Source organism: Serratia quinivorans, assembly GCF_946227985.1.
GTDB lineage: Bacteria > Pseudomonadota > Gammaproteobacteria > Enterobacterales > Enterobacteriaceae > Serratia > Serratia quinivorans_A.
Genome location: NZ_CAMKGL010000005.1, coordinates 101,270 through 117,170 on the forward strand (window position 1 = coordinate 101,270; position 15,901 = coordinate 117,170).

Annotated in this window: 10 protein-coding genes; all 10 read right to left on the reverse strand. The window is 58.0% G+C overall.

Annotated features, from left to right (window positions below):
- Positions 1–106 precede the first annotated feature (106 nt).
- The 10 genes from bamB to OCH02_RS15090 all read right to left on the reverse strand — a co-directional run bounded on the left by bamB (position 107) and on the right by OCH02_RS15090 (position 15,861).
- Positions 107–1,288 carry an outer membrane protein assembly factor BamB gene (gene bamB, locus OCH02_RS15045; protein ID WP_261431922.1) on the reverse strand — a complete coding sequence of 394 codons (1,182 nt, stop codon included), beginning with the start codon at positions 1,286–1,288 and terminating at the stop codon, positions 107–109.
- 11 nt (positions 1,289–1,299) lie between these two features.
- Entirely contained in the window at positions 1,300–1,920 is a 621-nt protein-coding gene (locus tag OCH02_RS15050) for a YfgM family protein (RefSeq protein WP_261431923.1), read from the reverse strand.
- Positions 1,921–1,933: 13 nt separating this feature from the next.
- Complete coding sequence (gene hisS / locus OCH02_RS15055; protein WP_261431924.1) at positions 1,934–3,208, reverse strand: histidine--tRNA ligase; 1,275 nt, start codon at positions 3,206–3,208, stop codon at positions 1,934–1,936.
- A 138-nt stretch (positions 3,209–3,346) separates the two neighbouring features.
- The gene (ispG, locus tag OCH02_RS15060) at positions 3,347–4,468 is read right to left on the reverse strand and encodes a flavodoxin-dependent (E)-4-hydroxy-3-methylbut-2-enyl-diphosphate synthase (protein ID WP_012146317.1); all 1,122 of its coding nucleotides are present in this window, start codon (positions 4,466–4,468) and stop codon (positions 3,347–3,349) included.
- Positions 4,469–4,515: 47 nt separating this feature from the next.
- The gene (gene rodZ / locus OCH02_RS15065; RefSeq protein ID WP_261431925.1) at positions 4,516–5,487 is read right to left on the reverse strand and encodes a cytoskeleton protein RodZ; all 972 of its coding nucleotides are present in this window, start codon (positions 5,485–5,487) and stop codon (positions 4,516–4,518) included.
- The gene (gene pilW, locus OCH02_RS15070; RefSeq protein ID WP_261431926.1) at positions 5,477–6,226 is read right to left on the reverse strand and encodes a type IV pilus biogenesis/stability protein PilW; all 750 of its coding nucleotides are present in this window, start codon (positions 6,224–6,226) and stop codon (positions 5,477–5,479) included. The genes rodZ and pilW overlap by 11 nt, the downstream gene beginning before the upstream one ends.
- Positions 6,227–6,313: 87 nt before the next feature.
- A complete protein-coding gene (locus tag OCH02_RS15075) occupies positions 6,314–7,510 on the reverse strand; it encodes a bifunctional tRNA (adenosine(37)-C2)-methyltransferase TrmG/ribosomal RNA large subunit methyltransferase RlmN (protein ID WP_012146320.1) in 1,197 nt (398 codons plus the stop codon).
- A gap of 366 nt (positions 7,511–7,876) precedes the next feature.
- Entirely contained in the window at positions 7,877–8,302 is a 426-nt protein-coding gene (ndk, locus tag OCH02_RS15080; protein ID WP_085118257.1) for a nucleoside-diphosphate kinase, read from the reverse strand.
- A 181-nt stretch (positions 8,303–8,483) separates the two neighbouring features.
- A complete protein-coding gene (pbpC, locus tag OCH02_RS15085) occupies positions 8,484–10,808 on the reverse strand; it encodes a peptidoglycan glycosyltransferase PbpC (RefSeq protein WP_261431927.1) in 2,325 nt (774 codons plus the stop codon).
- 61 nt (positions 10,809–10,869) lie between these two features.
- Entirely contained in the window at positions 10,870–15,861 is a 4,992-nt protein-coding gene (locus OCH02_RS15090) for an alpha-2-macroglobulin family protein (RefSeq protein ID WP_261431928.1), read from the reverse strand.
- Positions 15,862–15,901: the final 40 nt, after the last annotated feature.

Sequence of the window (15,901 nt, forward strand, 5' to 3'; positions counted from 1 at the left end):
CCCTCATCCCAGTCACTTAGTTTACTAAGCTCCTGGGATTCAGCGCGCTTGTCGCCTTACTGCATCCCGAAATCTTTTGGGTACTAAAAGGTTGCGACGATCGGCGTTAGCGGGTGAAAGCGTAAACTTTTCCGCCCTTCGCCTGGATGACCAGCTTGTCGCCAGCTACCACCGGCGCAGACAGGAAGCCGGAGCTATCCACTTCCTGCTGAGCAACAAAACGGCCGTCCGTGGTGTTAATCCAGTGCAGGTAACCTTCAGAGTCACCGGTCACCAGGAAACCATTGTACATCACCGGCGGAGTCAGGTTGCGGTGCAGCAAATCGCTCTGCGTCCAAACGGTCACGCCGCCTTCGGTGCTCAACGCCACCACGCGATCGTTCTGATCGATAAGGTAAATGCGACCTGCATCAACGATAAAGTCGTTCACCGAGCCCAGTTCACGCTTCCACATGATCTGACCGGAACGCAGATCCAGCGCCGTCAGGTTGCCATTGTAACCTAATGCGTAGACAACGCCCTCAACAATCACTGGCGTAGTGTCGACATCGTTCAAACGATCGATTTCGGTCGCGCCGCTCGGCTGGGAAATACGTTGCTGCCAAATCAACTGACCTTGCTGCATCAGCACGGCATTTACGCGACCGTTATCACCGCCAACAATGGCTGCGCCAAAGGCAACGGCCGGTGCGGATTCACCGCGCAACGACAGTGAAGGCATGTCCAGGTTAACCGTCCACTTCACCGCGCCGTCAGATTCGTTCAGCGCCTGCAGCAGGCCGTTGGAGGTGTGGATCAGTACCATACCGTCGCTGATCACCGGACGTGAAATCGCTTCGCCGGCCACCTTGGTCTGCCACGCTACGGTACCGTCTGAGGTATTCAGCGCGTAAACCACGGCTTTCTCACTGCCGACATAAGCCTTGTCGCCCGCGACCGCCATACCGCCCGACAGCAGTGCCGGCAGGTTGCTGGACAAGAAGCCGGTTTTCTCAGAGAGATCAACCTTCCACTTTTCGTTACCGTTATCGGCATCCAGCGCTTTCACGATGCCGTGACGATCGGCGGCGTAAATAGTGTTGTCCTGGAAAGCAGGACGCAGATGAGAATAAAACTCACCAACACCCTCGCCGACCGAGGTACTCCACGCCTTGTTCGGCGTGAACTGATTTTCAACTTTCGGTAGCGGCGACATGGTAACCACGTCTTCTTCACTGTTAAACAGCGAGCAACCACTCAGCAAGGCAACGGAAACCAGTCCGACCAAGAGTGTTTTACGCAATTGCATGGGAATTCCCCTTAGCTGGACAAGTTATTCAATTTCATGCGCAGCAGAACCTGCAGCGCCTGAGAAGCGTTAGACTCAATGCCTTTACTGTAAGCTTCACGTGCACCTTTGGTGTCACCTTTCGCCAACAACACGTCGCCGCGCGTATCTTGCGCCATCGCCGCCCAGCCTTCGCCTTTCACGCCATCCAGCGTTTTCAGCGCGTCATCCAGCTTTTTCTCCTGCAGCTGGACACGTGCCAGACGCAGGTTAATCATCGAAAGCATGTTTTCGTCTTTGGTCTGGCCCTGCGCCAACACCAATTGTTGATCCGCTTTGGCAAACTCATTCTGCTCAACAAAATGCTTCGCCAGCTCCAGGGAGGCCAGCACGCCGTAGCTGTTGCTGTTGGCCTGGGCAAACTTCTCCGCGGCGGCGACATCGTCCGGTTTACCGACAGCCAGACGATCGCTGGCTTCCTGATAAGATTGGGACGCAACCATCATGTTGGAGTTTTCGTGGCTCTGCCAGTAACGCCAGCCGACCAGGGCACCAATTCCGAGCACCACGCCCACTGCCAGCGCTTTGCCATTTTCGGCAAAGAACCGACGCACGGCGTCGACTTGTTCGTTTTCAGTGGTATAGACTTCCACGGTGTCCTTCTCCTTAACCTAACATCAGAGCCAGGCGCACTGCGACTTCGCTTTGCGCCAGCGTTTCTTGTTCACCACTGCGCAGGTCCTTAACCACCACCTGCTGGGCTGCGACTTCGTTCTCACCCAGGATCAAGGCGACGCGCGCGCCCCACTTATCCGCACGGGTGATCTGCTTCTTAAAGTTACCACCGCCGTAGTTGGTCATCAGTTTGAGCTGTGGCGCTGCATCACGCACGCGCTCCGCCAGCTGCATTGCTGCACTCTGAGTACCGGCACCGGAGGAGATCAAATACACGTCAATGGTCGCCGCGGCCTTGAACTCCGGGTTAACCGCCTGAACCAGCAGCACCAGGCGCTCCAGCCCCATAGCGAAACCGACCGCCGGCGTTGCACGCCCGCCCAGTTGCTCAACCAGGCCGTCATAACGACCACCGGCACACACCGTACCCTGAGCACCCAGACTGTTGGTTACCCATTCAAATACCGTACGGTTGTAGTAGTCCAGACCGCGCACCAGGCGCTCATTGATGGTATATGGGATGCCTGCCTGCGCCAAAAGTTCACACAGACCTTCGAAGTGGACTTTGGATTCTTCATCCAGATACTCGGACAGGCGCGGTGCGTCGTTCAACAGCGCCTGCACTTCCGGATTTTTAGAGTCCAGGACGCGCAGCGGGTTGCTGTACATACGGCGTTTGCAATCTTCGTCCAGCTTCTCTTGGTGCTGCTCCAGGAATGCCACCAGAGCATCGCGGTAGTTGGCGCGCGCTTCCAGTGAACCGATGGAGTTCAGTTCCAGCTTAACGTGCTCGGAGATCCCCAGCGCTTTCCACCAGCGGGCGCTCAGCAGGATAAGCTCAGCGTCGATATCCGGGCCCTGCAGACCAAACACTTCGGCCCCCAGTTGGTGGAACTGGCGATAGCGGCCTTTTTGCGGGCGCTCGTAGCGGAACATCGGACCGACGTACCACAGACGCTGCTCCTGATTGTACAGCAGACCATGTTCGATGCCGGCGCGAACGCAACCAGCCGTGCCTTCCGGACGCAGCGTCAGGCTTTCGCCGTTGCGATCGTCGAAGGTATACATCTCTTTTTCCACGACGTCGGTCACTTCGCCGATCGCGCGTTTGAATAACGGGGTCTGCTCTACAATCGGCAAGCGGATTTCGCTGTAACCGTAGCCGCTAAGCACCTGCTTGAGGATGCCTTCAATACGCTGCCATAATGCCGTTTCTTCCGGCAGGTAGTCGTTCATGCCGCGAATGGCTTGAATGTTCTTTGCCACGTGAGTTCTCTGTCCGTTGTCTATAAAAATGAACCCGATTATAGGGACTTTGCCGCCCCGTATTCAACGCGAATACCGAGTTCTGCTCCCGGGTTCATAAACAAGCGGGCTAAAAAGCCCGCCGTATCGGTGTAATGCTTATTTTTCCAGCAGGTTGACCGCGATGCGATTGCTTTCATCCATCATCGACGCCTTGGCGCGGATTTTGGCTTCCAGTTGGTCAATCATCTGCTCGTTGTCGAAACGTTCTTTCTGCCGCACGCCGTCTTCGTAGAAACCGCTCTTTTTATGGCCACCGGTAACGCCCAGCGTGGAAACCAGCGCTTCGCCCGGGCCATTGACCACACAGCCGATAATCGAAATGTCCATCGGCGTGATGATGTCTTCCAGACGCTGTTCCAACGCGTTGACCGTTCCAATAACGTCAAATTCCTGACGTGAACAGGTCGGGCACGCGATAAAGTTAATGCCGCGGGCGCGGATGCGCAGCGATTTCAGAATGTCGAAACCGACCTTAACTTCTTCCACCGGATCGGCTGCCAATGAGATGCGCAGGGTATCGCCAATGCCTTCCGACAGCAGCAGCCCCAAACCAATCGCCGACTTCACTGAGCCACTGCGTGCGCCACCGGCTTCGGTGATGCCCAGATGCAACGGCTGATCGATACGCGCAGCCAACAGACGATAGGATTGCACCGCCAGGAACACATCGGATGCCTTGACGCTCACTTTGAACTGGTCGAAGTTGAGACGATCAAGGATATCAACGTGGCGCATGGCAGATTCGAGCAGCGCTTCCGGCGTAGGTTCGCCGTATTTTTCCTGGATGTCTTTTTCCAGCGAACCACCATTCACCCCGATACGGATTGGGATGTTTTTATCGCGCGCGCAGTCTACGACTGAACGGATACGCGACTCGTTACCGATATTGCCCGGGTTGATGCGCAGGCAGTCTACGCCATACTCAGCAACCTGCAGCGCGATACGGTAATCGAAGTGGATATCGGCGACCAGCGGCACGTTGACCTGCTGCTTGATCAGTTTGAACGCCTCGGCGGCATCCATGGTGGGGACTGAAACGCGGACGATATCAACGCCCACGCGCTCCAGCGCTTTGATCTGATTAACCGTTGCTTCAACATCAGTGGTACGGGTGTTAGTCATCGACTGCACGGCAATCGGCGCACCATCACCAATAGGCACATTGCCGACGTAAATTCGCGTTGATTTTCGACGGATGATGGGCGATTGGTTATGCATTACTTACTCTCCATTGTTGCCCTGACTCAACGACAATGGCCGCGCAATTACTGCGCGGCAACGGTCAGACGAGCAACACGGTTTGACTTAACAAACCGGCTTAAATCAACCGGCTTACCTTGATATTGAATCTGTACTGCGGCCGGTGCGCCAATGGTCAATTTGTACGGCGCAGTACCCGCCAGGCTCAGCTTGCCGCCGCTTTTCTGGCTGCCGCTGTACAACGTTTTACCGTTGGCATCACTCACCTGCAACCAACAATCGGCGGAGAACTCCATAACCAGCGCGTTAGGATCAACAGCCGGGGCAGTCACGCCCGCGTCGGCTGTTGGCAACGGCGCAGTTGGAGCCGCAGGCGTTGTCTCAGGCAGCGTCGTCTGGCTTGGTGAAACCACCGCAGGCTGCTGCGCGGTTGCACCGCCGCTAACGGCCGGAGTCTGAGACTGCTGTGGCGCAGCGCCGGTATCTACCGGCGTGGAACCATTGTCAGCCAGAGGCGCGCTGTTGTCGGCATTGCTGTCGGTCAACGGCACTGACTGGCCTTCATTGTTTTGTGAAAGCTGCGCAGAAGATTGATCGGCCATAGTGACGATCTCTTCCTGCTGGGCCTTGTGGTTTTGCCACCACCAGGCACCGGTCAGGCCAACCACCACGAAAACGATCAACCAGGTGAAGCTCATCAGCCAGCCATCGCGTTTTTTGCGGCGCTTGCCCAATGAGAAACTCTGCATTGGTGCAACTTTCGCGACCTTCAGCGGAGCCTGCTTGGCCAGCATCGGCAGCAGTTCATCCTCTGGCAAACGCACCAGCTTGGCATAGGAACGGATATAACCCCGCACGAAGGTTGAAGCCAAATCTGCGGACAGATTGTCTTCTTCGATATCGCGCACGGTAGACATTTTGAGGCACAGGCGTTCTGCAACGGCCTGTTGACTCAACCCGAGTTGTTCACGGGCCTGACGCAGACGTTCGCCTGTCGTCATTGATACAGTTTTATCTTGGGAGGCTTCAGTATTCATTAGCTAAGAACTGCTGGTACTGTTTGGATTGTGGAAAACTTCGCGATAACTGCTTGCCATAGCGTTGCACGCTATCCTGGCGCCCGGCTAACGCGGCGAAACGAATCTGTAACCATAAGCTGTCGGCGCTAGCCGGCAAAACATGCTGATAACTATCGAGTAAAAGTTGCGACTGTGCGCGCTTCCCTTCTCCAAATTGCTTTTCTGCCTCCACCAACAGTGGAGTGCCTTTGTCCGGATCGATCTTCATCGCACGCGTTAACAAAGTACGTGCTTCATCGTTCTGTCCGGCCTTGAGAAAACAGTAACCTGCGTTTTCCAGGCTGTCGGCAACCTGACCGTAATCCGGTGCTACTGCCGCAGCGCTAAACTGCTGTTGTGCCGGTACATACTGCCCTAAACTGCAAAGAAACGCACCGTAATTATTCAGCACGGTGCCATTGTTCGGCGCAAGTTTGAGCGCTTGCTGATAACGCTGTTCAGCCGCGCTATTTTCGCCCACCCGCTGCTCATAAAGCGCCATGCCCAATTGGGTACGGTAATCCTGTGGGGCAGCGTCTGCCGCTTTCTCCAGATTCTGTCGCGCGGCGGGTAAATCGCCCTGCTTCAGATATTCCAGACCCAGTTGCAAACGCGTCTGGCCCGCTTGCGACTGGGCGTCTTTTTCTTCCGGTGCCGAACCGGAACAGCCGGCCAGTAAACCGGCCGCCAGCAACGTTCCCCACAGAGTCAGCTTCATGCCTGCATTCATTTCCTTGTCAGATGTCACCCAAGTGTCTGATTACATAACAGACTGTAAGATAACAAAAAAATCATGCTATAGGGTTCAGACCGCACGTACGGAGATAGGTTCCCCGGCCATTTTCTTTTTCAGGGTACGCTTGGTACGGTCGATCACTTCACCCGCCAGTTGCCCGCAGGCGGCATCGATATCATCACCACGGGTTTTACGAACAATAGTCGTAAAGCCGTATTCCATCAACACTTTGGAAAAACGATCCACCCGGCTGTTGGAGCTGCGGCCGTAAGGTGCACCCGGGAACGGGTTCCATGGGATCAGGTTGATCTTGCATGGCGTGTCCTTCAGGACTTCTGCCAGCTGGTGTGCGTCGTCGGTGCTGTCGTTGATGTGGTCCAGCATCACGTACTCAACCGTTACCCGCCCCTGGTTGGCATTGGATTTTGCCAGGTAGCGACGTACCGCCGCCAGGAAGGTCTCGATATTGTATTTACGGTTGATCGGTACGATGTCGTCGCGGATCTTGTCGTTCGGCGCATGCAGCGAGATCGCCAGCGCAACGTCGATCATATCACCCAACTTGTCCAGTGCCGGCACCACGCCGGAGGTAGACAGGGTCACGCGACGCTTGGACAGGCCAAAACCGAAGTCGTCCAGCATGATTTCCATTGCCGGTACCACGTTGTTCAGGTTGAGCAACGGCTCCCCCATCCCCATCATCACCACGTTGGTGATCGGACGTTCGCCGGTCACCTTCAGCGCACCGATAATTTTCGCCGCACGCCAAACCTGACCAATGATTTCCGACACGCGCAGGTTGCGGTTAAAGCCTTGCTGAGCGGTCGAACAGAATTTGCACTCCAGTGCACAACCCACCTGGGAGGAGACACACAGGGTTGCACGGTCGCCGTCCGGGATATACACGGTTTCGACCTGCTGATCGCCCACTTTGATCGCCCATTTAATGGTGCCATCGGCTGAGCGTTGTTCTTCAGCCACTTCTGGCGCACGGATCTCGGCGACGCTCTGCAATTTATTGCGCAGGACCTTGTTGATGTCGGTCATCTGCTCAAAGTCATCGCAGCAATAGTGGTACATCCACTTCATGACCTGATCGGCACGGAAGGGTTTCTCGCCCATTTTGGCGAAAAACTCACGCAATTGCTGACGATTCAAATCCAGCAGGTTAATTTTGGCCACAGCCGGTTGTTCCGCGTTAACGGATTGAGTAGTCAGCGAATTATTTTCAGACACGATGTGCTCGGACGTGATGGGTTCTAACATAATTGATCTCTGGCCTCGTTGTTACACGTTACGGCGCGAAAGAGTGGAAAGTAAGTGCGTCGTTCAACCCGCATAAATTGCGGTGACGGCGCTAAAAGCGCGCCCCTGACAAGAAGCCTCATCAGGGGCGCGGCATTGTACAAATTTTAGTAGCAGCTTTCCACGTCTGAAAGACATTCAGGGCATTTTTATTGTTTCAGCCGGTGAATGCCGTATTTCAGCGTAGAGCTCATCCACTTATACCCTATGAATTTCATGTCACAGCTAGGCGCCTAACTCACTCATCCCCAGGCGCTTACTTTAGTAAGTAACTGGGGGGAGTTAGTGCAGGTAACAACGCTGTGGCTTGAAAGGCGACGGGTATTATTAACGTGAGCAGATTTCGCTATCGTTAAAGAAATACGCGATTTCGCGCTGTGCAGATTCTACTGCGTCAGAACCGTGTACGGCATTGGCAGTGAAGCTGTCCGCGTAGTCAGCACGCAGGGTACCGGCCAGAGCGTTGTCCGGGTTGGTCGCGCCCATGATGTCACGGTTACGCTGTACTGCGTTTTCCGCTTCCAGAACCTGAACCACGATCGGGCCAGAGGTCATGAACTCAACCAGGCCATCGAAGAATGGGCGGCCTTTGTGCTCAGCGTAGAAGCCTTCGGCTTGTTCGCGAGTCAGACGCAGCATTTTGGACGCGATGATTTTGAAACCGGCACGCTCAAAGCGAGCATAGATTGCGCCGATGTCGTTGTTAGCTACAGCGTTTGGTTTAATGATAGAAAAGGTACGTTCTACGGTCATGATGGCCTCTGTATAACTTCCAAAACAGGCCGGTCTGCAAACAGGGTGCCGGCCTTCTCAAGTGGCGCAGATTATATGTGCGCTGCCAACGCTTGCCTACGGGAAAATCAACATTTCATTAAAAAATCATTATCTTTATTCTTCACTTTGCGGCCCAGAGCACAGGTTATGAAAACTTACCTTAATCGAGGCTAAATTCGCGCAATGCCACCTGACCACTCTCATCCAGCACGCTGAGCTGATAGCGTCCTGGCTGGGTCAGCGTCTGCAGCAGCGATTCCCCTTCCCCCACCAACTGGCCATTGAGGAACCACCAGCGCTGTCCGCCGCCGCCCTGGACGCTGACCCGCAAATCCAGCGTATTATTGCCCGGCAGGCGACGCAGTATCGCGCCGTCACGTACGCCCAGCATCAACAACGGCGGTGCCTCTTGCTGGTGCAGCGGTGGGCACTGCGGATCGATAGCCGGCAAGCGCTGCGCACGACGCTCCGCCGGAGGCAACCAGGGCTCCAGCGGCGTAGGCCACAGGGACAGCCGACGCGGCGTCGCCCCCGGGCAATCCGCCGCCACCCGCAATCCACGCGCGTTCAACCACATCAGTGGCTGGCTACCCAGCAGGCTTTCCTGACCCGGTGCGGGCAGCGTCGGCGGAATAGTCCCGTCGAGAGTCCAGCTCAGGCGTCTTTGGCGGCAATTGCTGTCACCCGCGGGCAGTGGCTGGCCGCCCGGCCAGCAGATCACCGCACGGCTGACGCTGGCGGGGCGCGGATCGGCCGGGATCCCTTCCCCACGCTGGCGTAAAGAGGTCAGCAGCAGATTATTGACCTGATTGAGCAGGGGTACCGCAGTGGCGAAGCCGAACTGCCCGGCGACCGGAGTACCGTCTGGTCGCCCTACCCAAACGCCTATCGTATAGCGCGCATTAACGCCGATGGCCCAGGCATCGCGGTAGCCGTAACTGGTGCCGGTCTTCCACGCCAGCGGCACACTGGCGGGTAACACGTCATCCGGCAATGGGCGTGCCTCTCCCGCCAAGATTCGCCGTACAATCCAGGCGGCGCCCGGCGACATTAACTGGCGATCGTAGATCCCTTGCTGAGGCGTAAAGCGCAGCGGTGCCACCCGGCCCTGACGAGCCAGCGCGCTGAACCCGGCGACCAACTGATCCAGCCGGGCACCGGCCCCGCCCAGGATCAGCGCCAGGCTAGGTTCAGCGTGTGCCGGCAGCCGCAGTTCAACCCCCACGTTACGGAGATTGGCGGCAAAGCGCTTCGGCCCGTAGGCTTCCAGCAACTGGACCGCCGGCAGGTTAAGTGAACGCGACAACGCTTCACTGGCGCTGACCGGACCGTGGAAACCGGTATCAAAATTACCGGGCCGATAATCCCCAAAACGGCGCGGTACGTCCAGCAACAGCGATTCGGCGTGGATCAAGCCGTCGTCCAACGCCAAACCATACAAAAAGGGTTTTAGCGTCGAGCCCGGCGAACGCCAGGCAGCCACCATGTCGACATGGCCAAAACGGCTGTTATCGTTCAAATCCAGCGAGCCCAGGTAGGCACGTACTTTCATATTGGTATGATCAACCACCAATACGCCGACCGAGGTTTTTTCCGGCAGTTGGCTCTTCCAGCCGCGAGCCAGTTCCTCCAGCCGCCGTTGCAAAGTGGCGTCCAGCGTGGTGGTCACCACCAGTCTACGATTGCCCTGCGTCATCCGCCTCGCCAGTAACGGGGCCAACTGCGGTACCTGGCGCGGGGCCAACCACACCGCTTCCTGCCGGATTTCGGCCACCTGCTGCGCCGGCCAAACCTGATAATACGCCAGGCGTTCCAGCACCTTGTCACGCGCGGCCTGCGCCCGTTCCGGGTAGCGGTCCGGCCGCAAACGGCTGGGAGCCTGCGGCAACACCGCCAGCAGCGCCGCCTCACCACGCGTCAGCGCCGAAGGCGGTTTGCCCAAATACGTCCAGCTGGCCGCGCCAATCCCCTGTAGCGTGCCGCCGTAAGGTGCCCGGTTAAGGTAGATTTCAAGGATTTGATCCTTCGACAGATGCCACTCCAACTGGGCGGTACGCCACACCTGTCGTAACTTGCCGGCCAGTGTACGTGGATGGGGATCAATCAGGCGCGCTACCTGCATCGACAGCGTACTGCCGCCGGAAACGATCTGCCCGTTGCGCAGGTCCTGCCAGGCGGCGCGGGCCAGCGACAGTGGATTGATTCCGGGGTGCCGATAAAACCAACGGTCTTCATAGGTCAGCAGCGCCTGCAAATAATAGGGCGAGACCTGCTGCAGGCTGACCGGATAGCGCCACACGCCGTCACTGTCCGCATAGCGCCACAGCGGAGTACCATCTTCCGCCACCACTACGCGCGCCATCTCGGCATCTTTCAGCGGTAACGGCCACAGCCGATCCGCCAACCACAGCAAAGCGGGCGGCAGTAAAATCGCCAGCAGCCAGATAGCTGCACGGCGACGTAAATGGGTGAGAAGTCGATTCATCAGGAAGGTATCACTCCCTTGTCCCGCCACCGGCTAAATCACCGGGGCGGGACAAGGAGGATCATTTGGCAATTTCAAGCCGCTGTGGCGTCGCGCCCAACGCACGCCAGGCAGGCACATACATCGACTCAACCTGCGGTGCCGGAACCAGATAAGTGCCCGGCGTCACGGCCCGTGCCAGATACAGCAGCGTGGTATGACGGTAGCCGTCAATATTCACCGCCGCCACATAGCGATCGTCACGGAACTCCTGATGTTTGATATCGGCCTGCTGCATGTCCTGCAGCAGTTCGGTCACGCTACTGGCGCTTTCGCCCAGGCTGGCGCTGCTGTCCCCCAGATTTTGGTTCTCCAGCTCCAGCCCGGCCGGCAGCAGATCCACCACCAGCGCGTCCGGCACCTGATTATCGGCCCAGACGTCCAGATGCACCAGGATCAGCTGGCCGCTTTTCAGTTGGGTCAGATCCACGGATTTGCCGTCCAGCCCCAGGAATTCGCGGCGGATATTCAAGACGTTGCTCTGCGGCTGCGGCGCCTGCTGCGGATAACCGACCAAATCGACCCGGCTGTACAGCGTACCGCTGCCGGTATTGGTGAGCTGTAACCCGGTAGCCAACTGCTCAGCAGACAGGTTTTGCGTCAACGCCTGGCCGCCGGACAGGGTCTTGCCCTGCGCCGTTTGTGCCTGCCATGGCGTTTCCGCACTGCCAATCAGATTGCGCGCAGCCAGGAACAGGGCATTGCTCTCCTGCGTAGACAGGTAACGTTCGCCGTTGAGACGTTCCGAGAGCGTCAGCAACCGCTGGTCGCGCTCGGCCGGCAGCAGGTTATTTTCGGTCAGCAGCGCCAGAATCATCGCGTCATCACGCAGCGGGCTGCCGTAATCTTCCAGCCAGTAATCCTTGGCATTGCGCTGCGTTGCCAGCCCTTGCTCAATAGCCTGATTGGCACGCGGCATATCGCCCATCAACTTCAGCGCCACACCAAGTTGCACCAGCGGCAGGCCAGAACGGGCATCGGCGCGGCGTTCAAACAGCTGTCGCAATGCCCCGAGCGGTGCCTGTTGTTGACGCGCCAATACCAATCCGGCATAGGCCTGCACCGCAAAACGGGTGTGGTCCGGGTACTGGGTGGAAGCTACGTCGATCTGGCTGCGGTCCTGCAAATAGCGCTGCAGACGATTGTTGGCCGCCGTCAGCGCATCGGTCGGGACGCTGTAGTTCTGTTCACTGGCACGGAACAAGAAGTCGGTAGCATAGGCCGTCAGCCAGAACTCTTCCTGGCTGTCGCGATTCCACAGACCAAAACCGCCGTTATAACGCTGCATGCTGAGCAAGTGCTCGATACCAACGTCGATACTCTTGCGGCGGCTTTCATCACTACCGGATTTGAGCCCGAGCGCGCTGAGCTGCGCCCGGTTGGTATACAGCGACGGATAAAGCCCGCTGGTCGTCTGCTCCAGGCAGCCGTAAGGATAGGCGTACAGTTCGCTGATATAGCGCGCCAGGTTGATTGGCGGACGGCTGGTCAACAGCAATTGCCCTTCGGTCGTCGTCTGCACCAGCCCGGCGGCGGCATCTGTCGGCAGGCCCCAGCTTTCACCGGCGTGGATCACGCTGGCGAACTGGCGGGTTTGCGCCGGATAAGCCGGCCTTACGCCAATCTTCCAGCTGTGCTGATAGTCCTTGAGCGTTTCCCCCGGCAGCACGAGACCGCTGAGGGTCAGCGCGACCTCGCCCTGACCAAAGCCCGCCAGCGCCTGCACCGGAATTTGTAGCGTGGTACGTTCGCCGTTGGCCAGGCTGACCTGCTGTTCGCCAGGCCCCTGCAGCGCCACTAACCCGCTGGAAGCCAGTTTCACGGTTAATGTCTGCGGCTGACCCGACAGGTTGCTGACATCCAGCGCCAATTGGGTGCTATCGCCCCCGGCCAGGAAACGTGGCGTCGCCAGCTCTGCCACCACCGGTGCGGCCACCACGGTCTTGCCTTCCGCCTTGCCGAAGTCTTCATCACTCCACGCCTGCGCCATCAGCCGTAATTCACCGTTGAAGTCAGGAATGGCAATCTGAATTTCGCCTTCGCCGTTGGCATCCAGCTTAACCGGCTGCGCCTGTTGGGCAACAATGGTGACCGCGGTGATCGGCTTTTTACCGCCGCGTGACAACGCATCTTCGTCATCACCGTCGCCACCGTAGCGCAGGTTTGCCAAACGCCCCTTGCCTTCAATCAGTTGACCATAAACGTCGTACTGATCGGCGCTGTAGCGCTTGCGGCCAAAGAAGGCCTGATACGGATCCGGCGTCGCGTAGTTGGTAATATTGAGGATGCCGCTGTCCACCGCGGAAAGCAGCACGTTGATTTGCCGCGGCGGTTTACCGCTGCTGTGGGCGGCCTTCACTTTCACCGTCAGCATTTGGTTTGGCCGCATACGCGGCGGCGCGTCCAGCTGCAGTGCCAGCTTGCGCCCTTCGTCCACCAGCGGCAGATGCAACAGCCCCACAGCCCGTTTCGGCGTCGACTGCTGTTGCTTGTCACCCGGGCGGATCACCAATGCGCTGAGGTACAGATCGTGGCGTTTCCACTCCTGATTGATTGGCACTTCAACATCAACGCCCTTGGCCGGTACGTCCAGTTCCTGCCACCATAGAGGACCATCGCTGGACTCCACCAGCAGGTAGCCCTTACCGGCGGCCGGCGCTTCGATATGCAGCTTCACTTTCTCGCCCGGTTGGTAGGCCGGTTTGTCCAGCTTCAGCTTCACCTGGTCCGGACGCACCGCCCCGCTGCCGTTAGTGTTGTCCTGCCAGCTGTAACCCGCCCAGAAACGCAGGCTGCTGATCAGATTGTTCTGCGGATCCACCACCTCAATGCGATACGCGCCCCACTCCACCGGGAAACTGACCTTGGTGCTGCCATTGGCGGCGATATTGATCGTCTGTTCCGCCAGCGGCAGATCCTTTTTGTCGTATAACGACTGCCAGCCTTCGCTTTCTGACCACTGCCAGTAGTAGTCGCGACGCTCACGCACCAGACGGGCCTTCAACCCGCTGACCGCCAGTTTTTCACCGGCAGCATTGGCGTAGACAATATCAAACCCGGCCTGGGTGTTTTCATCCACCACCGGCTGGGCCTGGTAGCTGTTGCTACGATAATCATAAATCTGTTGTTTGTTGAACAAAGGCCGAATGCCGGGCAGCGCATCGGCAGGCCAGATCGCCTGTTCGGCGCGGCGCGTCACCGGACGGCCACCGGACTCCAGCAGGCTGGCCTGCAAGATGGCTTTCAACGGCGATTTTACCTCTGCCCAACTGCTGTCCACCGCGACCTGCGCCCTGCCGGCGTTATCCAGCGCCTGATCGAATTCATCCATATTGCGCGACAGGCTTTCTTCCGTCACCGAACCAAACTCATAGCCCGGCAGGCTGCTGACCGCCTCACGCTGCGGCCGCAGGAACACCTGCCCCTGCAGACGGTTACCGGAAGCCGGTGCGCCATAGAGGTAGCGGCCGCTGACGTCGAACACCAGTTGAGCATCAGGGCGCAGCGGGGTTTTCTCGGCGGTAATATCGAGCGCCATGCGTTCCGGCAGGAAATCCTCAACCTTGAAGCTGTAAAGCCGCGGCTGGTTATCGCCCAGATTGAAGCGTAGCGACCAGTTACCGGTCGGCCCGCCTTCAGGGATTTGATACTGATATTGATACAAGCCATCCTGCGGCTGCCAGACAAAGCTGCGCGCGACCTGATCGTCCGGTTTGACGATATCTACCTTCACCGGCTGGGCCGGCAGCGGTTTGCCGTCGGCGTCACGCAGCAGCCCGTTAACGATCAGCGTTTCGCCTGGACGGTACAAATCACGTGGGCCGAAGGCGAAGAATTGCTTGCTGTAGCCTTCCGGCCCGGCAATATCAAACTCAGCCAAATCCAACGCCGGCGTCGACAGATCGATCATGCTGGTCTGGCCCCGTTGGGTGGCCAGCAACAACCGCGCCCTGGCGCTTTTCACCAACTGGGCGTGGCCTTGCTTATCGGTGGTGCCCTGGGTCAGCGTTTGGCCTTTTTCATCCAGCAGGCGCAGTTCAACCGCGCCCAATGCCGCGCCGCCATCCAGAGCCTGGGTAAACACGTCCAGACGGTCGTGATAGCTGTGCAGCGAGACGCCGATATCACTGAGGGTGAACAGGGTCGCCGGGTTGGTATAACCGTAATGCCCGGCCTGTTGCATTACCGCCAGGTAGACACCCGGCTGCTGCAAGGCTTCGATGCCACTCAACGGCAACAGCAGGCGTTCACGCGTATTGCGCTGCGGGTTGAGATCGAAGCGGCCGCTGTAGACCAAATCGGCCATTTTCAGCAGTTCTTCCGACTCCCAACTGGAAAGCGAATTACGGTATTCCCAGTTGGCGAGAAACGCCGGTAAGGCATCGGCCTTCACCCGGAAGAAGTTAACGTCGACGTTATCGACGTTTAACGCCATCACCGGCAGCCCCTGCGCCAGCTTGGTCGGCAACAGCGAGCCTTTGCCGGCAAAGCCGACGCTCGGTTTGATGTCGCGGGTGGTAATAGTCTGTTCTTGCTGCTTGCCCAGTTCGGCACCGTTGACCGCTTTCAGGCTGCCCTCGAGGGTCAGTACCAGCTTGCGGTTGGGCTGCAGATGACGCAGCCGCAGTTCCATCAGGTTATCTGACAGCTCCCAGGCACCGTCGATTTTACCGCTAACGCTGTCGACCAGATGCACTCGCGCAGCGAAATCCTGATTTGGATCCAGCGGCAAAGAAAACGTCAGCACCATGGCACTGGCACCCTCGAGTTGCAGTTCGGAGGCATCAAGCAACGTCAGCGGTTTACCGGCGTCGCGTTTCGCCAATGCCGCCAACGCGGCGGCATCGGGCCGTTTGGCCTGCGTAACGCTGCTCGCCGGTGCATCAGCCTGCGCTGCGGTTGGTTTTTTTCCGCCGTCATCACAGGCGGCCAGCAGCAGCAGGCCCCCCGCCAATGCGATCCCCTGACAAAGCTTCTTGCCTGATGCAAATGCCCCTGAACGGCATGGTTTCATCGTTTAACTCCCTGGCAGCCTTTACGCAACGACACCCGTC